This window comes from Microcoleus sp. BROC3 (assembly GCF_036702515.1).
Taxonomy (GTDB): Bacteria; Cyanobacteriota; Cyanobacteriia; order Cyanobacteriales; family Microcoleaceae; genus Microcoleus.
The window spans coordinates 1-23505 of the sequence record NZ_JAUBTQ010000081.1 but is presented as its reverse complement, the minus strand read 5'-3'; the positions used below and the strand labels follow the sequence as shown (position 1 = coordinate 23505).

The 23505-nt window shown below is 48.3% G+C and carries 30 protein-coding genes; all 30 read right to left on the bottom strand.

All coding sequences use genetic code 11. From position 1 onward, the window contains the following. Positions 1-219: 219 nt before the first annotated feature. The gene (locus QUB30_RS30600) at positions 220-621 is read right to left on the bottom strand and encodes a zinc-binding dehydrogenase (RefSeq protein ID WP_333341633.1); all 402 of its coding nucleotides are present in this window, start codon (positions 619-621) and stop codon (positions 220-222) included. A 42-nt stretch (positions 622-663) separates the two neighbouring features. After that, a complete protein-coding gene (locus tag QUB30_RS30595; RefSeq protein WP_333065015.1) occupies positions 664-1164 on the bottom strand; it encodes an alcohol dehydrogenase catalytic domain-containing protein in 501 nt (166 codons plus the stop codon). 170 nt (positions 1165-1334) lie between these two features. Next, positions 1335-2126 carry a CPBP family intramembrane glutamic endopeptidase gene (locus tag QUB30_RS30590; RefSeq protein ID WP_333341631.1) on the bottom strand — a complete coding sequence of 264 codons (792 nt, stop codon included), beginning with the start codon at positions 2124-2126 and terminating at the stop codon, positions 1335-1337. Positions 2127-2154: 28 nt separating this feature from the next. After that, positions 2155-2490, bottom strand: coding sequence for a CPBP family intramembrane glutamic endopeptidase (locus QUB30_RS30585; RefSeq protein ID WP_333065018.1), 336 nt, complete (start codon positions 2488-2490; stop codon positions 2155-2157). Positions 2491-2928: 438 nt separating this feature from the next. After that, a complete protein-coding gene (locus QUB30_RS30580; RefSeq protein WP_333341639.1) occupies positions 2929-3783 on the bottom strand; it encodes an extracellular catalytic domain type 1 short-chain-length polyhydroxyalkanoate depolymerase in 855 nt (284 codons plus the stop codon). Positions 3784-4075: 292 nt separating this feature from the next. After that, positions 4076-4651, bottom strand: a complete 576-nt coding sequence (locus QUB30_RS30575) for a TMEM175 family protein (RefSeq protein WP_333341629.1) — start codon at positions 4649-4651, stop codon at positions 4076-4078. Between the two features lie 169 nt (positions 4652-4820). Continuing rightward, positions 4821-4946 carry a DUF5996 family protein gene (locus QUB30_RS34020; protein WP_445300566.1) on the bottom strand — a complete coding sequence of 42 codons (126 nt, stop codon included), beginning with the start codon at positions 4944-4946 and terminating at the stop codon, positions 4821-4823. A 101-nt stretch (positions 4947-5047) separates the two neighbouring features. Then, positions 5048-5449 carry a RidA family protein gene (locus QUB30_RS30570; RefSeq protein WP_015179732.1) on the bottom strand — a complete coding sequence of 134 codons (402 nt, stop codon included), beginning with the start codon at positions 5447-5449 and terminating at the stop codon, positions 5048-5050. A gap of 255 nt (positions 5450-5704) precedes the next feature. Further along, complete coding sequence (locus tag QUB30_RS30565; protein ID WP_333341627.1) at positions 5705-6430, bottom strand: alpha/beta hydrolase; 726 nt, start codon at positions 6428-6430, stop codon at positions 5705-5707. 299 nt (positions 6431-6729) lie between these two features. Beyond that, positions 6730-7197, bottom strand: a complete 468-nt coding sequence (locus QUB30_RS30560; protein ID WP_333341637.1) for an SgcJ/EcaC family oxidoreductase — start codon at positions 7195-7197, stop codon at positions 6730-6732. 86 nt (positions 7198-7283) lie between these two features. After that, positions 7284-7673, bottom strand: coding sequence for a cupin domain-containing protein (locus QUB30_RS30555; RefSeq protein WP_333341624.1), 390 nt, complete (start codon positions 7671-7673; stop codon positions 7284-7286). Positions 7674-7731: 58 nt separating this feature from the next. Continuing rightward, positions 7732-8145: a hypothetical protein gene (locus QUB30_RS30550; protein WP_333341622.1), complete on the bottom strand. Its 414-nt coding sequence runs from the start codon at positions 8143-8145 to the stop codon at positions 7732-7734. Continuing rightward, positions 8138-9031 carry a pirin family protein gene (locus QUB30_RS30545; protein ID WP_333341620.1) on the bottom strand — a complete coding sequence of 298 codons (894 nt, stop codon included), beginning with the start codon at positions 9029-9031 and terminating at the stop codon, positions 8138-8140. The genes QUB30_RS30550 and QUB30_RS30545 overlap by 8 nt, the downstream gene beginning before the upstream one ends. A 106-nt stretch (positions 9032-9137) precedes the next feature. Beyond that, the gene (locus QUB30_RS30540; protein ID WP_333064597.1) at positions 9138-9974 is read right to left on the bottom strand and encodes an alpha/beta hydrolase; all 837 of its coding nucleotides are present in this window, start codon (positions 9972-9974) and stop codon (positions 9138-9140) included. Between the two features lie 255 nt (positions 9975-10229). Beyond that, positions 10230-11147, bottom strand: coding sequence for a dioxygenase family protein (locus QUB30_RS30535; RefSeq protein WP_333341619.1), 918 nt, complete (start codon positions 11145-11147; stop codon positions 10230-10232). Positions 11148-11197: 50 nt separating this feature from the next. Further along, the gene (locus tag QUB30_RS30530) at positions 11198-11767 is read right to left on the bottom strand and encodes a DUF981 domain-containing protein (protein ID WP_333175662.1); all 570 of its coding nucleotides are present in this window, start codon (positions 11765-11767) and stop codon (positions 11198-11200) included. Positions 11768-12359: 592 nt separating this feature from the next. Next, the gene (locus QUB30_RS30525; RefSeq protein ID WP_333341616.1) at positions 12360-12824 is read right to left on the bottom strand and encodes a lipocalin-like domain-containing protein; all 465 of its coding nucleotides are present in this window, start codon (positions 12822-12824) and stop codon (positions 12360-12362) included. Between the two features lie 30 nt (positions 12825-12854). Then, entirely contained in the window at positions 12855-13718 is an 864-nt protein-coding gene (locus QUB30_RS30520; RefSeq protein WP_333341615.1) for a dioxygenase family protein, read from the bottom strand. Between the two features lie 326 nt (positions 13719-14044). Next, positions 14045-14941 carry an alpha/beta hydrolase gene (locus tag QUB30_RS30515; protein WP_333341613.1) on the bottom strand — a complete coding sequence of 299 codons (897 nt, stop codon included), beginning with the start codon at positions 14939-14941 and terminating at the stop codon, positions 14045-14047. Further along, positions 14938-15096, bottom strand: coding sequence for a hypothetical protein (locus tag QUB30_RS30510; RefSeq protein WP_333341612.1), 159 nt, complete (start codon positions 15094-15096; stop codon positions 14938-14940). The genes QUB30_RS30515 and QUB30_RS30510 overlap by 4 nt, the downstream gene beginning before the upstream one ends. 145 nt (positions 15097-15241) lie before the next feature. Next, the gene (locus QUB30_RS30505; RefSeq protein WP_333341611.1) at positions 15242-15988 is read right to left on the bottom strand and encodes an SDR family oxidoreductase; all 747 of its coding nucleotides are present in this window, start codon (positions 15986-15988) and stop codon (positions 15242-15244) included. A 129-nt stretch (positions 15989-16117) separates the two neighbouring features. Further along, positions 16118-16471 carry a nuclear transport factor 2 family protein gene (locus QUB30_RS30500; RefSeq protein WP_333341609.1) on the bottom strand — a complete coding sequence of 118 codons (354 nt, stop codon included), beginning with the start codon at positions 16469-16471 and terminating at the stop codon, positions 16118-16120. Between the two features lie 245 nt (positions 16472-16716). After that, entirely contained in the window at positions 16717-17778 is a 1062-nt protein-coding gene (locus QUB30_RS30495) for a zinc-dependent alcohol dehydrogenase family protein (RefSeq protein ID WP_333086378.1), read from the bottom strand. Positions 17779-18021: 243 nt separating this feature from the next. Beyond that, entirely contained in the window at positions 18022-19020 is a 999-nt protein-coding gene (locus tag QUB30_RS30490) for an alpha/beta hydrolase (protein WP_333341607.1), read from the bottom strand. Positions 19021-19250: 230 nt separating this feature from the next. Then, positions 19251-19418 carry an SDR family oxidoreductase gene (locus tag QUB30_RS30485; protein ID WP_333341635.1) on the bottom strand — a complete coding sequence of 56 codons (168 nt, stop codon included), beginning with the start codon at positions 19416-19418 and terminating at the stop codon, positions 19251-19253. A gap of 204 nt (positions 19419-19622) precedes the next feature. Further along, the gene (locus tag QUB30_RS30480) at positions 19623-20570 is read right to left on the bottom strand and encodes an NAD(P)/FAD-dependent oxidoreductase (protein WP_333341604.1); all 948 of its coding nucleotides are present in this window, start codon (positions 20568-20570) and stop codon (positions 19623-19625) included. A 173-nt stretch (positions 20571-20743) separates the two neighbouring features. Next, positions 20744-21499: an SDR family oxidoreductase gene (locus QUB30_RS30475; protein ID WP_333341602.1), complete on the bottom strand. Its 756-nt coding sequence runs from the start codon at positions 21497-21499 to the stop codon at positions 20744-20746. Positions 21500-21661: 162 nt separating this feature from the next. Continuing rightward, a complete protein-coding gene (locus QUB30_RS30470; RefSeq protein ID WP_333341600.1) occupies positions 21662-22255 on the bottom strand; it encodes a nuclear transport factor 2 family protein in 594 nt (197 codons plus the stop codon). A 100-nt stretch (positions 22256-22355) separates the two neighbouring features. Beyond that, the gene (locus QUB30_RS30465; RefSeq protein WP_333341598.1) at positions 22356-22886 is read right to left on the bottom strand and encodes an SgcJ/EcaC family oxidoreductase; all 531 of its coding nucleotides are present in this window, start codon (positions 22884-22886) and stop codon (positions 22356-22358) included. 109 nt (positions 22887-22995) lie between these two features. After that, positions 22996-23505: LLM class flavin-dependent oxidoreductase (locus tag QUB30_RS30460; protein WP_333341596.1), on the bottom strand; the 510-nt coding region annotated here is incomplete at its 5' end.

Genomic DNA, 23505 nt, shown 5'->3' with positions numbered 1-23505 from the left:
GTGAGCCAAAAAGTTTTGACTGTTGATAGAATTAGCGCAAAAGTTTTATGGCACTTTCTATAGCAGGACTTACGCCCTACGCCGCGAGATCGCTGTCAGACAAACTCCCAGCGCGAGATACAGGAAAGTAAACAAGGTAAATCGTTTCATTTTTTGCAAATAAAGCTCAGCGATAATCTATTCCTGTGTGGCTGACATAACTCAGCCGATGAACAACAATTAGTCCACATGCAGCACAGCCTTACCTGAAAATCTGCGCCCGATCAAATCAGCCGCTGTTACGCCTGCTTCACGCCATGAAACTGCTCGATCGATGTGCGTTTTGAGCCGCCCCTGCTCAACCAACCTCAGCAGACGAGCCAGCCCAGAACTAGCACTTTCTAGCTCTACTTCGGTGTACAGCGTGAACCCGTAAAGCGTGCGCTGTCCTCCATTCTCGAAATAGAAGTCTGCCAGGGACAGCTTCATCTCGTTGCCGCTGCTACTGCCATAACAAACGCAGGTGCCTCCTTGAGCCAAAAACGCAGTTAGCTTCCCGACCAATTCACCTCCTACTCCATCGACAATCAGTCGATAAGGCGCGAACTGCTCGGCTTCTTGCCCAGTCTCGGTCACCACCACTTCATCCGCGCCGTAATCTCGCACAAATGCTTCTTGCGCTGGCTAACGAATTTGGGCAACGACGCTGGCTCCCATCATCCGAGCAAGCTGCATGGCGAAGAGTCCCACTCCCCCTGTTGCCCCTGTGATCAGCACCCGACTTCCTAGTAAACGAGATCCCTTTTCCACTGCATACAGTGCTGTTAACCCTGCGACGGGCAGTGTAGCGGCATCGGTATGTGATAAGCCCTGGGGAATGATAGCTAGAAAGCGAGTCGAAATTGCTACATATTCTGCCCAGCCCTCCGAGCGGATGGAGAGGGCAACAATTTCTGTCCCTGTGGGTGGACCACTGCCGTCTTGTGCTGTTTGTTCAACAACGCCAACGATATCCCAGCCAATTGGAGTGCCCAGTGGATCATTTTGCGATCGCTTCAGTTCGCCCCGATTCATCGAAAATGCCTTGACGCGAATCAAGCACTCGTTAGCATTCGGAGTAGGAACTTCAGTGTCTTGAAAGGTGAGGTTGCCAACGGCATCTGGTGAACTTACGAGTCTACGCATTGCAATATCCTTGTGTGTAGAGGGCTATAGTTTTATGTTCTAGATAGAACTGTTTCAATCAACTCGCTGTATATCCACCATCGATCGCTAGATCGCTAAGGGTTGTCCCGTGATATAGCTAGTGGATCGGTTTAGGGTGAAGCAATCGTGAAATCACTTTAGAAAAAAACTTAGACAAATCTTGCAAGCATTAGACTAAGAGCAAAGGAAAAGGCATGAAAGCTGATATGGGCTAACATTGCAGCTTCTAGCGAATATTTCCAAAAGAGCCAGCCAAACGCAATCCCCACAATTCCATTCAGTAACAACGCCCGAATAATCACAACTGGAGTGAGGGAAACGATCGCGGCAGTTGCGGGCAGGTGTAGTAGTCCAAATACCAACGCGGCTAGAACGATCGCACCCTGGTAAATCCCTTGACCTGGCAACGTAACGCCTTGTTTTAGACCTTTCCACGCAATCCAAACAAGCAGCGACATTAAACCCCAGCGCATCAAAATTTCCTCAGTGATGCCGCCATAAAGCATTGCTGTAAGTGAACTCAGCCAATTTGGTTCTGTGTTATTGGATGCCTGTAGCGCTTCAGGTAGGACAGGTTGCATCAACCGATCGAGCAACAAGAGAACGATCGTCGCCCCTACACCTACACCCAAGCTCCATTGCATCTCAACGGCAAAAGATGGAGACTTAGCGATGTGAAACACCCAATGATCAATCAAATGGGAGCGTAATCCAACACGATAGGCACAACCTATTCCGATTAGAATGCTGATTGCCAGTAGAATTGAATACTGTAGTCCTTGCAGAAGCATTAAAATCCACAATGGAGGCACTTTTTCCAGTGTTTCTGGAGACAGTTTCGCTAACTGTTGCTCGACTAAAGGAATAGACGCGATCGTAGACATCACAATTCCCACACTACCCAATACAAATAAAATGCCGAATTGTTTCAAAATTGCCATTGGCTTAATCTCCAGATGATCCGTCCTATCAGCCCATGCCAGCAGCTATCATCACCGGAATTGTGGGCAAGTTGAAAACGACGTGAACGACAACAGCAGTCCAGACTGATCCACTACGGCGGTAGATTTCGGCAGTGGCAAGACCTGCTACCACCGCCGCAGGAAAGACGATATTGATGCCGTGAGCGAGGGCGAAGATCAAGGTGCTGCCCACGACTGCGATCGCCGGACGACTGTAGCGGAGCAGAACAGTAGTGATCACACCTCGGAAGAGCAACTCCTCGCCAAGGGGTGTGAGAAAACCAAAAAACACCGTAGCCAGAACCAGGGATAGCGCTCCGCCACTGCCACCCTGGGCGTACACACCCTGGATGTTTTCGGTGTTCCCTGTGATCTGAGTCCAGACCAGAACCGCCAGTCCTTTGAGGACGAAGGCGACCAGTCCGACTCCGACTCCGATCTGGAGCCACCGCCGGGAGGTTCGACGAACGCCGAAGGGTCTGAGGGAACGGATGCGGAGCAACACAGCGGCTGCAAACCCGGCGATGCCAGCGATACCAGACAGGGCAGTGAAGATCAGTCCGGAAACTACGGGATCGAGTCCGAGTCGCGAGAGTTGTGGGCGGCTCACAAACCCAACTACGAAAAGGACGACAAGACCAACAATGCATTCAGGCAAGCCTGGACGGGGAACCTTGTTGGGTTGGGATGAGGATACAGCAGTTTTTCCTAAGTCCGGCGGGTGGTTAGAAGAACCTTGAGACATGATGATGAACTCCTTTCAAAACGTTGCCCCGACTGACTACGACTTCGGATGGCGCTTGGCAAAATTCCAGATAATGGCACTGGCATCGGGACCGGCATGATCGATATAAATGCCGTCTCCAGCAGGTCCCGGCCAGATATGTCCCATATCCTGGACGAGATACGACTCAATGAGAGATGAACCGTCCGGCGCAGTGATGGTAGTGTGGGTGTACGAATGCTTGCCCTGTTCTGAAGGCACCGTTGTCGTCTTTTTGAGTAGGTTCAGGCTGTCGTTAAGCAGATCGTCATCAACAAAATCACTTACCGCAGTCCAGTGTGCAACCAGCCGAGTGGCAACGAGGGGCGGAACGACGGCATCCTCCTCACCTTGGATGACGAGTAGTGGCACCTGCCGCGCCCGATCGCCCATCTGCGACCACGCCTGACGTGCAGTGTAGTCTGGTGGCGTGGAATTAGGGTTGTCCGGGTTCAGTCCGTACTCGCCCCCTGCAACCGATGTCACCGTTGCGAAGACATCGGGGTAGGTCACGGCGAAAATAACGGCAGCACCCGCACCCGATGAGGCACCGGCGACATGTGCTTGTGCTAGATTTGCATTGTACGCCTCGACCACCTGTTGGGCAACGCCAGCGAGAAGAGCCGGTTCTCCGCTGTAGCGGTGCTGCTCTCGTGGGTCAGTCGAGTTCCAGCAATTGATCGTGTTGCGAAACATCCGTTGTGTCGGGTAGACAACGATGAAGCCTTCGCTGTCAGCCAAGCGGTTGAACTGCGTTGTGGACTTCATTGAGTTCCATCCGTAACCCGTCATTCCGCAGCTGTGAATCGCCATGATCACTGGCAGTTTGATTGTGCCATCAAACTGAGGCGGAAGGTGAACCTGGTAACGCAGAGAACCGATATCGCTTTAGTACACATGATTGTGGTCTCCTGCCTGCATCCAGCAGGGCAGCCCAAACTGGAAAGCCGCAGTGACGATGCCGATGGCGATCGCACCTGTAACGAGGATACTAGGGGTGATCCAGAGGGATCGCCATCGCCTACGAGGAAGGTCTGACCGCGATTGATCGGACTCGAACACTTCGTCCAGATTTCGTTCTTGCGGGTGATCAGAAAAAATTTTCATAGCGATCAATTCCTTTCATTCTTGTGCTGAAAATTCAGCCCGTGCCAGCAAATACCATTTATGAGTTCAACGTCTTTTCAATACGGCGATCGGGAATGAGCCACAGGACTGCAACCAGAACGTATAATGCACATGCAAGCCAAGGGGTTGCAAAAGCAAGTGGAATGGTAACTGCATAAATCAATACCGATAACTTTCCTTTAAAATCCCGACCCAGAGCGTTCGCAAGTGTGGAACCTTGACCGTGGTGAAAAATAAGTGTGCGGGTCAGAGTGAAGTAGGCGATCGCAGCCAGCAATAGAACCACACCATAAAGCGCCACAGGCAACGCAGCAAAGTGATTTTCACCCATCCATGCGGTGACAAAGGGAAATAATGATAACCAGAACAACAAATGTAGGTTTGCCCACAAAGTTAAACCATTCACTTGTCGGACTGCCTGAAACAGGTGATGGTGATTGTTCCAGTAGATACCAACATGCACGAAACTCAACACATAGCTTAGAAAGGTTGGAATCAGCGGACGTAGTGCAGCTAAATCTGATTCATGAGGTGTTTTTAACTCCAACACCATAATGGTGATAATAATAGCAATTACCCCATCACTGAATGCTTCTAACCTACCTTTAACCATTTTTGGGTATGCTCCTTGTCTGCTTATCGTGTTGTATAACTGCCGTTTGCAAAAATGGTTGTTTGGTTATCCACTATCCATTTAGTATCTCTAAGTGACAGCAGATCACCTCAAACTTTGTATCAAGGTCGCTAGTCCATCCGCTTCAGCAATTTGCAATTTGTTAGCCTTACACGGTTGGGAAACGCTCTAGGGCTACTCGATCCCAATGCCCTAAGTTGGCTGCTGCTTCATAGGTGCTTTGGGAAAAAAGCAAGAGCGTTGCATAGGTATCCTGCCAAGCTGCTAAGGGCAAACTGGGCCAAATGATTGAGGCTGATGTGAAATCTGAAATTAGGGGCGCGTCCTTCTCCTGGGCGTAGTCGCCGAATCACCCCGTTGCCGCTTGTGCAAAATTCACGGAACAATTGCAGTCACGCGGATTTCAACACGCATCGTTGGCAGTCCAAGCGCCGCCACTCCTAGCTCTGTCCAAATTGGGGCGTGGTTGGGCATGTAATGACGAAATAGCCTGACTATCACATCATTAACCTCTGGGGGAAACCCGCCAACATGGTAAGAATTGACGTGAACCACATGCTCCCAACTCGCACCAGCAGTTGCCAAGGTTCGCTCTATGTTCCGAAATGCCTGAGCAATCTCATCTGCGATCGCTTCGGGAATTTGCAGATTGTCATCCCAGCCGCCTTGGCCGGATGTCTCGACGCGATTGTCAATTTTTACCGCTTGCGAGTAATGCAAATTATTCAGCATATATTCCCCATAACCGGGGGTGACAAAAAACTCGGGCTTTTTCATTGTGTTCCTTTGTTCAGTACGTTGTGTTTATTATGTAGAAAAGAGGTTTGTAATCTAATTCACGCGATGAATTCGATGCCATACTTGGGTGCCGCTGCCAAAACTCGCTCGATCGCTTCCGGAGTGACTGAGCGTAATGGAGCCTCTAGGTTGTCTACTGGAACTCGGCATCTCTAAAGTGTGGTGAGTCGAAGTACCTGATTGCTTTCAGATTCTTACGATGATTTCTCAAATACCTGTGATGAACTGTCGCGGTTAGTCGCGCCCTGCGACAATAATCTTTTCGGCTAGACCGACTGGGTTAGAAAACATCACCTCATGACCACCCGGCATTTGCACGAGCCGAAATAGCCCCAAGCGGCTAGACATCCTGGGATGCCAACCCCACTCGCCTTGGGGCAGGCAAGTATCTTCTGTACAGTAGAGGTAACTTTTAGGAATCGATAGCGAGTAAAACTGCTTCAAGTCCAGCTTGTCAATCAATGGTTGATACGGTTCAGGGGATAATTGTGTGTAACTGGATTGAGCCAGTTTGAGGTCAGCATCGTTGAGAAACACTTCTCGCCAAATCTCAAAAGGCATCGTTATCGTATTATCGTCCGATTCTCTCGCTAGATTGTCGAGTAACGCTTGATTGTCAGGTGGGATGTTGTCTTTGAGGCTCTCACCATCATTCAGGACAAAGGCATTGAAAAAGATTAGCCGTCGAATGCGATCGCGGATTGCTTCAGCAACTTTGGCAATAATGCTGCCACCAAAGCTATGTCCAAGTAAGACAATATCGGTTAAGTCTTTCTCAACAATGTAATCGACGATCGACTGGGTACATTGAGCATGGTTGACGTTTTTATTCACGCCTTTACCATGACCCGCGATCGTGGGAGCAAAAGCCTGATGACCTTTCGCTTCTAGATGTTGGATGACCGCGTTCCAAGCAGAACCATCGTGCCACGAGCCGTGAACTAAGACAAAGGTTGACATTGGATGACTCCTTGCAATGCGGGATGAATATTCTGTTCTAATGACATTAAAAGTTTCTCCTTTGCTATCTGCAACGAATTCATTACGTTTCTGTAGCAGCGGAAGGTAAAGTTCCAGGTGGCCCTAAAATTTCGTCGCCAATCTCAGCAGAAATCCGATCAACCAGCGATCGTTATTAAAAACTCGAGATTGATCTGCTTGATGACGCTGCTTGAGACCTGCAACGAGGTCGGTTACTTGACGTTGAGCCTCTGCACTCAGCGAGTCAAACTCGTCCAAGAAGAATTGCTGTTCTAGCCTTAACTTCCGGGTATTGAGCAACCCTTCGATCTGTCTAACCTTCGTCGTGTTTCGTTACGACATATAGCGGCAGCGAATCTCGTGACGGTGAAGCTTCGGTTTGTCCGGGCAGTATTACCCTGAGGCGTTGCTGAATACAGGTATGAATGGAAGATTTCCCAATTGCTATAAGCCAAGTCGGGTGAGTTTTGTAACATCAAGCGAAAAGTTGATTCATACCCTGAATCAGCAACGCCTACCCTGACAACTCCGTTCATGAGAGCAAGTTGAGGATTCAGGAAGTGGACGAAATTCACCTCACCCTCCAAACGTGTTCCTTTGACAACCGTGTCGAACGCTTGCTGATGAAATGCAGCGATCGCTTTTCGACCCTTGAGATGCGTTCCCTCGAACGCGATGAAATCGGCAGTTTCGCTAAACGGGGCAGCAAAGCCTTCCCCGCTGCCTCGATTCCAAGCATCAATCATCTGGTGAAGAAAATCACGGATTGCCGACTCGTCAGCAGTAGTGGTGGTTTGAGCTGTTTGTGAATTCATAGTTTTGAGCGATTGGATTAGAGTGATCCGGTTGCCTCAATTTCAGGTGCATAAATCGTTTCGTCTTCTTTGCGCCAAGCTGGATCGACGAGACAAATGAAAACAATAGGTTCGTCGCCATAGTTGTGAAGGAACTGGATTGCATTTGGAGGAATGTAAACCGCATCGCCTAGTTCAACGCGACAAACTTCACTGTCGATCGACATTTCTCCAACACCGCTAATGATGTAATAAACCTCAGAAGTCTTTAGAGAATGAGGAATCGAAGTTTTGCCAACAGGCAAGATCGCATGCGCCAAACTGTAACGCAAGTTGATGTCTTGTTTGTCAGGATGAAGCAGTTCGCGCAGAACAGTTCCATCTCCAGCGATAATTTCTTCACAGTCGTTTAGTTTTTGGATCAGCATAGGTTTAGGTTTGCAATTACACAATCGGAGCAAGTTCAGAATCTGTGAATTTTGGAGGTTAAATACTGTCAGAAGTCAGCAACATCATGACATCTGCATGAGCTAACACGACATCGGGGTGGCGTTGAAGCGCCGTGTTATACTTCATGGCAAACTCATCGCCCGATTCATCGGGGCTGAGCAGTGTACGAATGTCACTGTCGATCGCTTCAATTGCCTCTGGTGTAACAGATTCATCGACATGAAGCAACTCATCGATTTGGATAATCAATGCTGAGAGTCGATGCAACCAAGCAAACTGCTCATGACTAATCGCCAGTTGTAGCAATTCACCTCCAGAAACGTGCCCTCGAACTTGCTCATAGGTAAGGCGCTCAGTATCTAGTAAAAGCTTGTGCAGATGCAGTAGTTTGATTCGTAACTCACTCAAGCGGTGATGTTGACTAATCCGTTGTTGAAATGTGTTAGGCATAAATCCGTCCCATCCTTCCTTCTTGGTAGTCGTTGATCGCTTGGGTGATTTCAGCTTCAGTGTTCATGACAAACGGACCGTAGCGCACGACTGGTTCGTTAAGGGGTACACCTGCAATCAGCAGAAGATCTAGAGGACGCTGAGCATCAGCAGGGTTGGAGATCACTACATCCTCTCCATCTTGAGAAAAGAGCACCATCTGCCCATCATCACCAGGCGCTGGCTCTGTCCCAAACAACCCAGACCCCTCCAGTACATAGACAAAGGCGTTGTACTCTTTTGGTACAGGCTGGATCATCGTTGCCCCTGGTTGCAGTGTGAAGTGGAGGTAGGTTATCGGCGTGCGCGTCTGAATTACGGCTTTTGCCCCTAACGCTTCTCCCGCAATCACCCGCACCGTCACAGACCCATCTTCGGTTTGAGCTACCGGAATGTGAGCCGCTGGAATTTCCTGATAGCGGGGCGGCATCATTTTGTCTCGTTGTGGCAGATTGACCCATAGTTGAATGCCGTGGAGCCGTCCACCCGTTTGGGTAAACATTGACTCCGGCATCTCGGAATGCACAACCCCGGCACCTGCTGTCATCCACTGGACATCACCCGGATTTAGTAGCCCGGCGTGCCCTGCAGAATCTTTGTGTTCTAACCGTCCATCCAAGACATAGCTGACGGTTTCAAAGCCCCGATGCGGATGATCGGGTGCACCTTTTGCCTGACCCGGCTTGAGATTGATCGGACCTAACTCGTCGAGGAGGAGAAACGGGTCAAATTCAGAGAAGCTACTTTTGGGAAAGGGCCGACGTACAAGAAATCCGGCCCCTTCGAGTGTTTCAACGCTGTTGATTACTCCGGCAACGGTTCGAGACGTTTGAGTGGGGACAGTCATAGAATTGCCTCTTCAGAAATAGACAAGTATGTGTATCATTTGAGCCTGACTCAACGGGGTGAATCACAAAGTTTTTTCACAAGCCAGAAATGCAGTAGATCGCTGATTATTCCTGCTGAAGAAAGTTCAGTAACAGGGGATTGATCTGATCGGCGTGAGTCCAGTTAATGGCGTGCGGCCCGCCGGGAATGACAACCAGTTGACTGTTTTTAATCAGCTTTGGAAGTCTTGCTGCGGTGGACTCAAGCGGCAGAATGCGATCGCTATCTCCATGAATAATCAGAGTCGGCACATCAATGCGGGGCAGATCATCGCGGAAATCGGTGAGCCAGGAGGGTACACAGTCCAAAGTCCCTTTAGCAGAAGCCCCTGCTGCTACATTCCAACTGGCTTGAATCGCTTCATTGCTGATGCGATCGCCAAGCAATACATCAACATTGAAGAACTCTTTGAAAAAGGCAGAGAAATAAGCTGGACGATCGTCAACAATCGCTTTCATAATGCCATCGAAGACAGTTTGATCAACACCCTCTGGATTGTCCTCTGTCTTTAACAGAAACGGTGGAACGGGAGCCATCAGCACGGCTTTCTGCACCCGCTCTGAGCCGTATTTGCCAAGATAACGTGTGGCTTCACCTGTTCCCATTGAGAAACCGACCAGCACGGTATTTTGCAAGTCAAGCTTGGTCATGAGTGTATTCAAATCGGCGGCGAAGGTATCGTAGTCATAGCCAGATGATGGCTGACTGGAGTTGCCAAATCCTCGGCGATCGTAGGTAATTACTCGATATCCTGCATTCAGTAAAACTAAGACCTGCTTCTCCCAGGAATGTCCGTTCAATGGAAATCCATGAATCAGTACAATCGGTTGACCTGTCCCAAGATCTTCGTAGTAGAGATCGATGGTTGCAGAGTTTTCTTGACCAACGGTAATGTAAGGCATGAGAGGTTTCTCCGTTGTAAATTGAGGATGTGTTTTTGTCTGTTGCATCACAATTTTTATGCAGCGATCGAGCACCGTCTTAACAATGCTGTGTTAAGCAGACTTCAAGATGGGGCAAGAATCCATTGCGTATCATCGCTTCAGAACGACAAGAATCCTTCATTGTTGCCTGAGCGCGATCGCCGCGTTTGCCGCCTCTAAGATGGCTTTGATTCTGCTGTTGCAGAAATTAACTTCCAAATGCCAATTAGCGGGTTATTTTGAATCAATGGTGTAGGCATGTTGTTCAGATGTTGCTTTATAGTCTTCGGCTGAAGTAACGGGTGTCAACACAAAATCAAATTCAGTTGTGTAAAACGGCTTACTTTGATTGTGTGCCTTGAATTCGTCTGGTGCTTCATGTTTTTGGAATTGAACGATCGCCGATCGCACTGCAAAAGTTGTATCTGAATCCAGGTGAGGATCGCCAGCCATAAAAATTTGTGTTGTCACTGGAGTGTACTCCGGGGCACTGACTTTGACATGGATGTGAGCCGCCCGCCAGGGATGCCGTCCCAAGAGTCCCAGCAACTCGCCACATGGACCACTGCTTGGCACTTTGTAACCTAGTGGCACGACGGTTTCAAACATATACTTTCCACTCTTGTTCGTTTTGAAACGTCCGCGAAAATTCCCCAACGGCTTAGACGGCTCTTGGATGTCATATAATCCTTTGGAATTGGGTTGCCAAACATCAATCAGAGCATTGGCGATCGGTTGACCGTTCACATCTAAAACACTGCCTGACAGGAAAAGCGTGTCGCCTTCTGGATCAATGCCTAAGCGATCGCCCATCTGCCGTTCTGGTGCATTCGGCACATACAATGGTCCTTCTAAATTGCTTTCTGTACCGCGATGCTTATCGTGCAGCAATTCTACCAACTCTGAGATTCCGAGTAGATCTGTTAACGCCTGCATTTCTCCAGCAGGAATCTCCTGAGTGTGATGACTGACCCGGTTGAGAAAATTACGTCCCTGCTGCAATTCTGATTCTGTCAGATTCACCTCACGCACAAAGTCATGCAAATGTCGAACCAAGCTCGTGTAAATTTCATAGAGTCGCGGGTGAGATTTGCCGCGATCGCCATGATTAATGACGGCTTCAGTGATAGTGTCAATTGTGATGATCTGCACGATCAAACTCCTTTTTAGTTACGTGATTAATGATGGTTGTTTTACGGCGACTATCTTGGCAGGGGTGTCCACTTCGAAAAGTCCGCAAGATGCGCCCAGTAGGCAGTCAATCCGATATAAGCAAAGATGAGAGCTGCCACACTTAACACAATTGCTCCAATAGTTCGCAAGAGCCGGGTTGATTTGAGAGAGAGGGTTGGTACAGAAAAAATTCCTCCTAAGCCAACGAGAATGAACCCAATTCCTGACAGCAAAGGAAGTTGTGTTATTCCCAGGTTTATGATGCGAAAGCCAATTAGAAGCGATACCAGTCCTGCAAAGAATCCATAAATGCCCAGGGTAAATAATTCCCAACCCATTGCCAGAGTTAGGGAAGTTCCTACAAACAAAATGCCAAACAGAACAGTTGTTTCACCATAGGCAACATTGAAACTACCAATAATGGGCCAGGTAAAAGTCATGTGTAAGCCAGTGACTAAAGCGATCGCGCCGACTACACCAAAACCAGGAATCCAGCGTTTCTGATTTGAAGTACCAAGACCAAAATACACATAGGCAGCTAACAGAGCGAGTCCAGCCGATAGATTAATCAGCATGAGTGTCAGGTAATCGATAAACATTAGACCTCCTGCAAATGTTCGGTTTTGTTAAGACTTAGACAAAAACTGAAGTATGCAATGCCTGTCGCATTGCTGTGTGTACCAGTTTTGGCTTCAGAAATACTCTTTCACCACAGCACTAAAACGATAATGATCGGGAATCTCAAGTTTGTAGCGGGGCAGGCGAGGCTGTATCACCATCAGGTGAACATCGCCAATACGAAAGCGCTTGCCCAGCAATCTTCGCACTTATTAGACAGGGATGGGTTGCAGCCGTGATGCGAGAAATTGCGTGATGTGATTTGCGATCGCATCCCCATCTTCTTCCAGAGCAAAATGTCCGGTATCGAGTAAATGAAACTCAACGTCATTACCGAAGACTTCTACAACGTAGATGTCTGAGAAACAGGTGTTTCGTTGTCCTCATTCTTCAACATTCATTTGATTCAGAACAGTCAAGTTTGCTGAGTTAAGCTACAAGTTAGAGACGGCTGATAGCGCTAAAATCTTGATTCAGATTGCATTCGCTTGCGGTTGAAGCTTGAATGAAATTTGATACTGTGTCGCAAAGTTGTAGAAACTTAAATGCTTTTGCGGTGCAATGACAAAGCAATTAAATGCGCTCCCACACCAACTCGAAAACCGCCTCAACACCATCACTCAAAACTGGCAACGTTTTCAGCGTCACTCGGCTCTCACTCAGAGTAAAAGTGCGAACTAACGTTGTACCGACCCGATTAGGAATTGATGCAATTTCGATCTGGTGAGTTACTGTGTTGCCACTCAACGTATAAGTTCCAGCGTAAGCATTGAATGTTGTAAATGCTTGAGCAAGCTCTTCCACGGGTAAAGATTGCATCTGGGGAGTCAGGGGTGATCTGACCTCCTGACTCAGCGGTGAGCGATCGCTCCTAGAAAACATCACCATCATGTGACCATCTGATGTGTAAGTGATGTAGCCAACCGGATGAGTTCCATACACGTCTGGAGTCACCGTTCCATCAGCGTAAATGGCAGTTGCAGAAATTAACTTCCAAATGCCAATTAGCAGATTGTTCTGGATTGATGGTGTAGACATAATGTGCAACCATTGCTTGATGATTCTCCGCTAGAGAGTAGCGGGTTTTAACACAAAATCAAACTCAGTCGTGTAAAACGGCTTACTTTGATTGTGTGCCTTGAGTTCGTCTAGTGCTTCGTGCTTTTGCAATTGAACGATCGCCGATCGCACTGCAAAAGTTGTATCTGAATCCAGGTGAGGATCGCCAGCCATAAAAATTTGTGTTGTCACTGGAGTGTACTCCGGGGCACTGACTTTGACATGGATGTGAGCCGCCCGCCAGGGATGCCGTCCCAAGAGTCCCAGCAACTCGCCACATGGGCCACTGCTTGGCACTTTGTAACCTAGTGGCACGACGGTTTCAAACATATACTTTCCACTCTCGTTCGTTTTGAAACGTCCCCGAAAGTTCCCCAGCGACTGAGATGGATCTTGGATATCATATAATCCTTTGGAGTTGGGTTGCCAAACATCAATCACAGCATTGGCGATCGGTTGACCGTTCACATCTAAAACCCTGCCTGACAGGAAAAGCGAATCTCCTTCTGTATCAATACCCAAGCGATCGCCCATCTGCCGTTCTGGTGCATTCGGCACATACAAGGGTCCTTCTAAATTGCTTTCTGTACCGCGATGCTTATCGTGCAGCAATTCTACCAACTCTGAGAGTCCTAGTAGATCCGTCAACATATGGATCTCTCCAGTGGGAATCTCTTGAGTGTGATGACTTGCCTGGTTGAGAAAATTACGTCCCTGCTGCAACTCTGATTCAGTCAGATTCACCTCACGCACAAAGTCATGCAAATGTCGAACCAAGCTCGTGTACATTTCATAGAGTCGCGGGTGAGATTTGCCGCGATCGCCATGATTAATGACGGCTTCAGTGATAGTGTCAAGTGTGATGTTCTGCACGATCAAACTCCTTTTTAGTTACGTGATTAATGATGGTTGTTTTACGGCGACTATCTTGACTTATAATCTGTGTCCTAATCTAATTGGCTACAGCTATAGTCTGGTGACTTGATGCTTTCAAGACTCATCCTGACGATTTCGTGCGGCATACCAATCCATTCAAGAACGATGAGATCAGCCAGCGAACAGGCACCGGGCATATGATAGAGTTTCATGGAATGTCCCTTATCGCGAAGAATGTGTTTTTGCTTCCTATCTGCTGTTTTCATAGTCTGAGTGTAATGACTCCTAATGCTCGGTTTCTTTCAGATTCTTAGGGTGTTTTGTCAGATTCTTGTGCAATCACCTTGAAGACGCAGCGTGGAACCGAGCGTTCTGTCGAGGAACGCGCGGATCAACGTTGCCACCTCCTCTGCATGAGTCTCCAGCGCGAAATGTCCGGCGTCGAGCAGGTGAATCTCTACATTCGGGAGATCTCGCTGATAAGCGGCAGCACCAGCGGGCAGAAATGCCGGATCGTGACGACCCCAGACGGCGAGAAGCGGCGGACGTTGCTCACGAAAGTAGGACTGGAAATCCGGATAGAGCGCGACGTTGCTGCGGTAATCGAGGATCAGATCGAGCTGGATCTCCTCCGCGCCCGCTCGCCCCATGTAGGCGATGTCGAGTTCGTAGCCGTCAGGCGACAGAAGGGTTGGATCGGCTCCGGTACCATACTGCCAGTTCCGGATTGTGTCCGGTGCGAGGGAGGGTCGGCAGGCTTCCCGGTTCGCTGCGCTCGGTTCGCGCCAATAGGACTCCCACGAACCCCATTCATCACTGAAACCCTCCAGGTAAGCGTTGCCGTTCTGCGAGACGATCGCAGATATCCGTTCAGGATGGCGCATCGCCAGACGCAGACCTACTGGCGCACCGTAGTCGAAGATGTAGAGTACGTATCGATCGAGCGACAAAGCATCGGTGAAGCCCTCGATTACGTCGGTAAGGCGGTCGAACGTGTAGTCGAACGTCCCGCGTGACGGTGCCTTGGTCTGCCCAAAACCAGGTAGATCGGGCGCGATGAGCCGAAAGCGATCGGCAAGGAGAGGGATCAGGTCATGGAACATATGGCTAGCGGTTGGAAAGCCGTGCAACAGCAGTATTACTGGCGCATCGCTTGACCCCGCCTCACGGTAGAACACTTCGACATCGCCGACCTGTCGAAACCCGTAGCGTATTTTCATCGTACAATTCTCTCTGTTTTTGATTTTCTTCCGACTGAGCTTCGACGCTCAGATTTGGAATCTTGGACACCTTTGGCATACCCTACGATCGCCACTCCTAAACCGCGAGAACCACCCGTTACCAGTGCAACTTCGCCTGCAAGTGTTGTCGTCATGATAGATTCCTTTGGATGTATTACTGCTCAATCAAACACTGCGTACTATTGGGATGCCCTTGAGGAACCAACGGCACGGAGAGTGATCGAGCGGATGATGCAGGTCGATCGCCACTTGGTCGCAACATTTCGCACTGTCGTTCGACTACTGCGCTAAATACCCACCATCTACCATCAACGTTTCACCTGTTACGAACGATGCCAGGTCAGATGATAAAAACAGAACTGCATTTGCAACTTCAAGAGGTGTTCCAACTCGTCCGATCGGGTGAAGCCCTGCCAAGTAAGCTTTGGCCTCATCTGTAACTGCTTCAAACATATCTGTTTGGATTGCCCCTGGTGCAACGCCATTGATGCGAATACTCGCTTTGGCATATTGGAGTGCAGCAGCTTTTGTTAAACCTACTACCGCATGTTTACTCGCGGTGTAGAGGAGTATGTTAGGAAGTGCAACGACTCCAACCGCAGATGCCATATTGACGATCGAACCACTTCCCTGTTTCAACATCTGAGCAATTTCATATTTCATCGACAACCAAACACCTTTGACATTGACATTCATAGTGCGGTCATATTCAGCTTCTGTTTGCTCAATCAATGAGGGATTTTCGCCGCCCATTCCTGCATTATTAAAGGCAATATCCAACCGACCAAAAACGTCAACCGTTTTATCAACCATTGCTTTAACATCGGCTTCTTTCGTGACATCTGCTTGCACAAAAATCGCCTCTCCGCCAGCATCCTGAATCAATCGAACCGTTTCTTCACCTTCATCAATTCGACGACCAACTACCACCGCCTTTGCTTGTTGTTGGGCATAAGCGATCGCTGTTGCTCTACCGATTCCCGCTGTGCCTCCAGTGACTAACGCCACTTTATCCTGAAGTATCATTCTATTTCTCCTGTTGCAATCAATATTGACTTTCAAAAATTGAACTCCGATCGCATCTCAGCCCATGCCAGCGATTGCCATCACCGGGATAGTGAGCAGGTTGAAAACGATGTGAACGACGACGGCGGGTCAGACCGAGGTTTTGATGACGAAAGCCCTTAACTCGACCATCTTGTCGCCGCGAAAGCGCCAGACATCGCAGTACGAGTAATGAGCCGCCTTCCCGTCTTCGTCCTTCAGTGTGATGTCGCCGAGTGCCGTGACGAAATCACCCTCAGCGATTAAGTTGGTGACTGTAAACTTTGGCGGCTCTATGTATTTCTCTGCCATATATTGGCGAACGGCTTCTTTTCCGTTAAGGGTCTTGTCGCCTACAAACGTCCATTGCGTGTCGTCGGTGCAGAATGACAAGAATCCTTCATAGTTGCCTGCTGCGTTCGCCGCATTTGCCGCTTCTAAGACAGCTTTATTGTTCTCTGACATCTGAATCTCTCCTCTGTTCAAGTGGATGCTTTAACGGAACGGTCTCTCTACCAGCGCATTCTTCTCCTCAGCGTAGTCAGCGATCACCCGCCATCATCTGCCGCTAGCAACCTTTCGTACTCAACTAACTATCTTTGTATGGTTGGCGTGCAACGGGATTGTTATGCGAGTTCCAATCAATGTTGACCTTCAGCACACAATCAAACTCCGATCCGTTTAGCAATTACCAACGCTGTAAAGCTGGTCTAATCTTCTGTAAACTTCAGCACAATTTTGCCCCGTGTTCCTCCCTGCTCTAGATGCTGATGTGCCAGAACGACCTGATCCCAAGACCATACTGAATCAATCACTGGGCGAAGCTGATGACGCTCGATGAGTTTTGTCAAAGCCTCTAATTTTGCTCGGTACTGGGGTGAAAAAACAAAATGAATCGTCAGATTCTTGCCCCATGCTTCAAGAAGCGATTGCGGTGCTGCAATGTCTACAATGCTTGTAAGCCTACCGAAGGGACGAATGATTTCTAGACTACGCTGAATTGTTTCTCCGCCAATCGTATCTAGAACTAAATCCACACCCAGTCCATTTGTTTCTTGACGAATGACTTCTACGTAATCTTCATTTTTGTAATCAATCACTCGATTTGCGCCAAGTTCTGTCACGAAATCTCGGTTTCTAGAACTACACGTCGCAAAAACGTATGCCCCTATCGCTTTGGCGAGTTGAACTGCGATCGAACCCACTCCACCCGCACCCGCATGGATGAGAACTGTTTCACCAACTTGTAGATTGCCCCTAGTCACTAGACAATCCCAAGCCGTTCCGCCTGCAAGCGGAAAAGAAGCTGCTTCAACGTGTGACAGATTTGCAGGCTTCAATGCAACAATCGCTGCATCAGCCACATGATACTGAGCGTAGCTACCGAATTCTCCAAAAATTTGCGGTGAGTAATATACGTTGTCTCCCACCTTGAAATCAGTCACAGCTTCACCAATTGCCTCAATCACCCCTGAAACATCGACTCCAAGGATGGCGGGTAATTGAACCAGTTCCTTGTAATCACCACGACGAGTTTGGTAATCGACCGGGTTAATCGAGGTTGCACAAACTCTGACTAACACCTGATTCGCATTCAGTGTTGGTATGGGAACCGTTTGAATCTCAAACTTCTCAGCATCACCAAACGCAGTTAATACGGCTGCTTTCATAGATTCCATCTGTGCCAACTCTCCTTGATTTAGAATAAACAGTGACGGGATTTCAATACTATTCAGCGTAGGTAAGTTCTCCCTAACTTCGTAAGTCAGCACGATTTGGTAAGGTAGTTACCGTTTAGTAGCAAATGCAGATATCACAGCCTCGTAGCACACCAAAAAAGTTTTCTCGCTCCCAGCCAAAGACGATGTGCAACTTAACTAAATAGTCATGTCGTTCCATTGTTTCTCATAGCGATCTCCTTTCTTTTGTAAGCTTAAGGTTCAGGTCATTAGCCAACAACTGGCTGAGATTCAATTCCTCGACACCGAAGCCTAATTGCTGAATGCTTGATTCGTCTATCGATTTTTGATTGTTTTCAGAAAACCAAGATAATTCGATGCTGCTTCCTGAGCGTTTTCGATCAACAGCAAATGTCCTGCTTTGGGTAATTGAATAATTTGACTCCCTGGAAGACAGCGATGTGAGCGATCGACATCCCGAATATCATAGATTTTGTCTTCCTGACCCCAAATTGCCAGGGTCGGAACCCGACTGTGAGGCAACTGACAAAGCACATCATCATAAAGATTCACAATGTCCCAAGTCTGCTGATAATTTCGATTACGATTCACATAATCGTTCACTTTCTCGGTTTTGACCTCATCCGGAATCGTAGGAGGCGTCACGAAAAGCAGACTGATTTCTAGATCGAACTGCTCCTTGGTAATCGGAATAAAGGGATTGATGCCCTCAATAATCGATTTCCTGACGCTAGTTGCCCAATTCGTTACGCCTAGCGGTGAACCGATAAAGGCGAGGCTGCGAACTTGGTTGGGATAAAGCTGGCTGTAAAGGGCTGCGATCGTGCCGCCCATTGAGCTACCTGCAACATCAAGGGATTGAATCTTTAGCTGCTCGACAAACTGGTGCAAGAGGGCTACCTGATTCTCTAGTGCATAGTCTTTCACGGTAAATCCAGTACTCTTGGCATAACCGGGTAGATCGGGTGCGATCGCTTGATAACCTACTCTAGCCAACTCGCACATCATGCCATTCCACTGCTCTTTCTCGGCAAATAATCCATGCAGCAGTAAAATCGGCTGTCCTGTCCCTGCTTGATTATAGGAAAGCGTTCCACTCCCGATTTGGGTAGAGCGAGTTGCGATGTCACAAGTTGAAGCAGGAGTTGCGCGATTCAGCCAACCAGAGCCAACAAGCACACTGACAACCAGAACGATGATAACTAACAGGCAATGTGCAACTTTCAATAAGGAAAATCCCACCGTATGCTTCTGGTAAGCAATTGTGTCAGAACAGAAGGTGAAAAAAATGTTTGATATCGAAGAGTTTATCATTGCTGTTTTCTGCTGTGTGGATGAGCTATGTGACGAGTGCAACTTTTTCTGAGAGTTTTTGCGAAATCATGATGTCCTCTGAATTTCTCTGAATAAGGTTTGTAGCGTTTACGACCTACTTGTGAATAAGGGGAGTGAGGGCTGCGCCTCCAGCCAGGGTTCCATCCTTACGACCCGTCAGACTCCAATTAGGATTGCTGTAGTGGTTGCAGATCTGGATTACCTGTTGTTCAAGCGGTATAGCCGCCATCAATTTTGAGACTTGCGCCCGTAACAAAATCAGCTTCAAAATTGGCGAGATAAGAGACCATGCCAGCTACCTCGTCACCCTGTCCATAGCGACCGAGGGCAGTCATCTTGGTCTGCTCTGCGGCAAAGTCGCTGTCTGCGGGATTAATATCGGTGTTGATCGCTACTTGGTCGCAACGTTTCGTACTGCCTTTCGACTACTGCGCTACCAACCCACCACCACAAAGACTGCATCATTAGATCGCTCTGTAGACTTGATATGTAATTAACACGCATGACTTTCCCTACTCTCTTGATCTATGAAACTAGACCAGCCACAATGCTTGTTCTGATGAAGATTGAATTACCTTAATTTAGACGAAATCTTCCATAATCAGAGAGTGATTTAAGCCGCTAGCAGCAACGCTACCCTGAAAAACAGCAGCGACGATCACTTGCATGGGTGAAGTGATGTCACCTGCCGCATAAACGCCTTTGACGCTAGTTTCGTTAAAAACATTGGTCGTCTTGATTAAATTAAATTCATTCAACTCACAGCCTAACTTTTCAGCTAGGTTTGAACGGAGTGTTTGCTTTGGTCGGATCAGTATTCCGCGACGCGCAATTTTCTCGTTTGTCTCAAAAACGATGTTTTCTAATTGTCCGTTATCGCCTTCGAGTCGGATAATTTTCTCTTCGCGAACAAGGATTTTGTGGTTTTCCAAGAGTGTCCTTTGATCAGCGGTTAGATCGGCTTTGCCGTTGGTGCAGAGGACTAAATCAGCACTCCAATTTTTCAGCAATGCCGCCATTTCGATGCCCGTTTCGCCATTTCCAACAATGGCAAGCGGCTCGTCGCGCACTTCCCAGGCATGGCAATAGGGACAATGAAACACGCTTTTGCCCCAGAAATCACCAAAGTTTTCGAGAGCTGGAAATTCATCTATTACCCCGAAAGCCAGCAAAATTTTGCGCGTTTTTTTAATCCTGCCATCCTCAAACACAACTTCAAATTGATTGCCGGATGGGTTGATTTCCTTGACCCCGATCGCTTGAAATTCAACGCTTTTATAAGGTTTGAGTTGGTCGCGCCCGATGCTCAAAAGTTCATGTGGACTGATGCCATCGCGGGTGAAAAAACTGTGCGACTCGTGTGCGGGAGCGTTACGCGGATTCCCTTTGTCGCAGACTAACACTCGACGGCGACTTCTGCCTAAAAGCAGTGCCGCACTGAGTCCAGCGGAACCGCCACCGACAATGACGCACTCGTAAATCTCTTTGTTTTGGTTCATCATCTTTTTCTGTTCTCCAACTTTGGACATAATCATCAACTCCTAAGTTCTCTTTGTCTTAGTTGACTTGAGTGTAGTCAGTTACAACACTCAACTTCTTGCAGATTCTTATGGAGTTTCCTATGGAATTAGCGAACCTATTTCAGTGTTACTTTAGTGAGTCGCTTGAAGTGCTGTATCAAACATTTCGCCCTGCCTTTCGACTATTGCGCTACAAACCCACCATCTACCATCAACGTTTCACCTGTTACGAACGATGCCAGGTCAGATGATAAAAACAGGACTGCATTTGCAACTTCAAGCGGTGTTCCAATTCGTCCGATCGGGTGAAGTCCTGTTATGTAAGCTTTGGCTTCATCCTGCCCACCTGTAGCTGCTTCAAACATATCTGTTTCGATTACTGCTGGTGCAACGACATTGATGCGAATACCCGCCTTGGCATATTGGAGCGCAGCAGCTTTTGTTAAGCCTATTACCGCGTGCTTACTCGCGGTGTAGAGGGGTACGCCAGGAAGTGCAACTACTCCATTCGCCGATGCCGTATTGACGATCGAACCACTTCCCTGTTTCAACATCTGAGCAATTTCATGTTTCATCGACAACCAAACACCTTTGACATTGACGTTCATAATGCGATCGTATTCCGCTTCTGTTTGCTCAATCAATGAGGGATTTTCGCCGACAGTTCCTGCATTATTAAAGGCAATATCTAACCGACCAAAAACGCCAACCGCTTTATCAACCATTGCTTTAACATCGGCTTCTTTCGTGACATCTGCTTGCACAAAAATCGCCTCTCCGCCAGCTTCTTTGATCAATCGAACCGTTTCTTCACTTTCATCCATTCGACGGCCAACAACAACAACCTTTGCTTGTTGTTGGGCATAAGCGATCGCAGTTGCTCTACCAATTCCCGATGTTCCGCCAGTCACCAAAGCAACCTTGTCTTTCAGCATCATGATAGTTACCTCTTGTTGTGAATGGCTGTGTCACTTTGTCAAAAACTCAATGAGCAATACGTGTAGGGGTCAGCAATAAGAAGCACCTCCTACAACCAGGATGAGTACGATCCTGGTTGCAAAATGGCGGGTTTAGGCATTGATATTTGCTGGCTCCTACACTTAGTCGCGATTGCTGGCACGATCGAGCAGTGCGTTTGAGGGCAAGCTCGAATTAAGTACCTTGCGTGCACTGTCAACCCCTACAACGGGCAGCATAACCGGATCAAGCATGCCGAGTTGAACCAATACACTCGCCTGATCCCAGTAGAGGTGTTCATGGGCTAACTTGCCGTCACGGAACCGAATAATCGCGACCACTGGCACTTCAACCTGTTTCCCGGTCGGAGCAATGCCGGGTAGCATCCAGTCCATCTGGATGGTATGAGTGAACTTAACCAGCATTTCATCGACGAGTTGATTGGTTCCGATTGTGCGCGAAACCGGAGCCAGTTCTATATCTGGCGGCATCTGTGGAATGAAGTACTTGGAATAAAACTCACGCAGTGCCGGTTTCCCTACTCCCCCAGTCATTACCGGAATGTGATTCACATAAGCGTCCTCAACCATTGTAGCGAGAGCATCTTCAGGGCTGTGAGTACCAAACTCGTGCCCGATATGCTCTTCCCAGACCGCTTGTAAAGCTTCCTGAGCAGGTGTCAGATTAGGGGTTGCCTGTACATTTGCTTGTTTGTCTACAGTTTGCTCTTTGACCACGTTAGATTCTCCTAGTTTGTTCTATCTCAACTGTATTGATTCCAATGCTTAATTTCTTTCAGATTCTTATTTCATTCGCGATCGTTGCCAAATTCTTTGTTTACTCACGCGATTGAAGTGAAGCCTGCTTGATATCTATAACGAGATCGGTTACTTGACGTTGAGCCTCTTCACTCAGCGAGTCAAACTCGTCCAGGAAAAATTGCCGTTCTAGCGTCAACTTCCGGGCATTGAGTAGCCCTTCAATTTGCCAATCTCGATCACGTTTCATCACGACGAATAGCTGCATCGAATCTCGTGACGGTAAAGTTTCGGGTTGTCCAGGCAGCATTACCCTGACAACTCCGCTCATGAGAGCAAGTTGAGAATTCAGGAAGTGGACGAAATTCACCTCACCCTCTAGGCGTGTTCCGTTGACAACGGTGTCGAAGGCTTGCTGGTTAAATTCAGCTATTTCTTTTCGACCCGTGAGATGCGTTCCCTCGAAGGCGATGAAGTCGGCAGTTTCGCTAAACGGAGCAGCAAAGTCTTCACCACTGCCTCCATTCCAAGCATCAATCATCTGGTGAAGAAAATCACGAATTGCCGACTCGTCAGCAGTGGTGGTGGTTTGAGGTGTTTGTGAATTCATAGTTTTGGGCACCTAAATTACAATGATGCGGTTGCCTCAATTTCACCCAATGTTTCTTTTGAGCTGTATATAGAACGATGGCTAGGTTGTCTACGATCGCGAGCATATTTTAATTGTTCAAGAGTGGCGACATTCGCATTCCAATCAGTTCAATGGAGCGCATCAGTTGGGCGTGGTTCATCTGCGCGTTGTCCATTTGAAAAGTTACTCTCGAAATGCCGCCGAGCGATTCGCTGTGACGGCGGATTTTCTCCGCTACTTCTTCGGGACTGCCGACGAGTAACGCGCCGGTCGCACCGCGCTGGGCGTCAAAAGCGGCGCGCGTAACGGGCGACCAGCCTCTCTCTTTGCCGATTTTAGTGAAAGTTTCGGCGTAGCCTGGAAAGAACTCTTCAATGGCTTGCTCGGTCGTGTCGGCGACATAACCGATTGAATGCAATGCAACTTTCAATGCTTCGGGCGCGTGTCCGGCGTGCGCTCCAGCATCGCGGTATAAATCTACGAGCGAGCGAAAGCGATGCGTTTCGCCGCCGATAATGGCAACCACGAGCGGCAGTCCAAGCATTCCGGCGCGGCGGAAAGACTGCGGCGTACCGCCGACCCCGATCCAGATGGGAAA

Bases quoted from the DNA above. Each gene is read 5' to 3' on its own strand.
- QUB30_RS30555 (WP_333341624.1), bottom strand. From the start codon at position 7,673: ATGCTGATCCAAAAACTAAACGACTGTGAAGAAATTATCGCTGGAGAT.
- QUB30_RS30515 (WP_333341613.1), bottom strand. From the start codon at position 14,941: ATGAAAATACGCTACGGGTTTCGACAGGTCGGCGATGTCGAAGTGTTC.
- QUB30_RS30505 (WP_333341611.1), bottom strand. From the start codon at position 15,988: ATGATACTTCAGGATAAAGTGGCGTTAGTCACTGGAGGCACAGCGGGA.
- QUB30_RS30500 (WP_333341609.1), bottom strand. From the start codon at position 16,471: ATGTCAGAGAACAATAAAGCTGTCTTAGAAGCGGCAAATGCGGCGAAC.
- QUB30_RS30560 (WP_333341637.1), bottom strand. From the start codon at position 7,197: ATGATTGATGCTTGGAATCGAGGCAGCGGGGAAGGCTTTGCTGCCCCG.
- QUB30_RS30475 (WP_333341602.1), bottom strand. From the start codon at position 21,499: ATGATGCTGAAAGACAAGGTTGCTTTGGTGACTGGCGGAACATCGGGA.
- QUB30_RS30545 (WP_333341620.1), bottom strand. From the start codon at position 9,031: ATGACTGTCCCCACTCAAACGTCTCGAACCGTTGCCGGAGTAATCAAC.
- QUB30_RS30525 (WP_333341616.1), bottom strand. From the start codon at position 12,824: ATGTCTACACCATCAATCCAGAACAATCTGCTAATTGGCATTTGGAAG.
- QUB30_RS30595 (WP_333065015.1), bottom strand. From the start codon at position 1,164: ATGCGTAGACTCGTAAGTTCACCAGATGCCGTTGGCAACCTCACCTTT.
- QUB30_RS30565 (WP_333341627.1), bottom strand. From the start codon at position 6,430: ATGTCAACCTTTGTCTTAGTTCACGGCTCGTGGCACGATGGTTCTGCT.
- QUB30_RS30575 (WP_333341629.1), bottom strand. From the start codon at position 4,651: ATGGTTAAAGGTAGGTTAGAAGCATTCAGTGATGGGGTAATTGCTATT.
- QUB30_RS30510 (WP_333341612.1), bottom strand. From the start codon at position 15,096: ATGACGACAACACTTGCAGGCGAAGTTGCACTGGTAACGGGTGGTTCT.
- QUB30_RS30550 (WP_333341622.1), bottom strand. From the start codon at position 8,145: ATGCCTAACACATTTCAACAACGGATTAGTCAACATCACCGCTTGAGT.
- QUB30_RS30570 (WP_015179732.1), bottom strand. From the start codon at position 5,449: ATGAAAAAGCCCGAGTTTTTTGTCACCCCCGGTTATGGGGAATATATG.
- QUB30_RS30530 (WP_333175662.1), bottom strand. From the start codon at position 11,767: ATGTTTATCGATTACCTGACACTCATGCTGATTAATCTATCGGCTGGA.
- QUB30_RS30540 (WP_333064597.1), bottom strand. From the start codon at position 9,974: ATGCCTTACATTACCGTTGGTCAAGAAAACTCTGCAACCATCGATCTC.
- QUB30_RS30590 (WP_333341631.1), bottom strand. From the start codon at position 2,126: ATGGCAATTTTGAAACAATTCGGCATTTTATTTGTATTGGGTAGTGTG.
- QUB30_RS30480 (WP_333341604.1), bottom strand. From the start codon at position 20,570: ATGTCCAAAGTTGGAGAACAGAAAAAGATGATGAACCAAAACAAAGAG.
- QUB30_RS30490 (WP_333341607.1), bottom strand. From the start codon at position 19,020: ATGATAAACTCTTCGATATCAAACATTTTTTTCACCTTCTGTTCTGAC.
- QUB30_RS30465 (WP_333341598.1), bottom strand. From the start codon at position 22,886: ATGAATTCACAAACACCTCAAACCACCACCACTGCTGACGAGTCGGCA.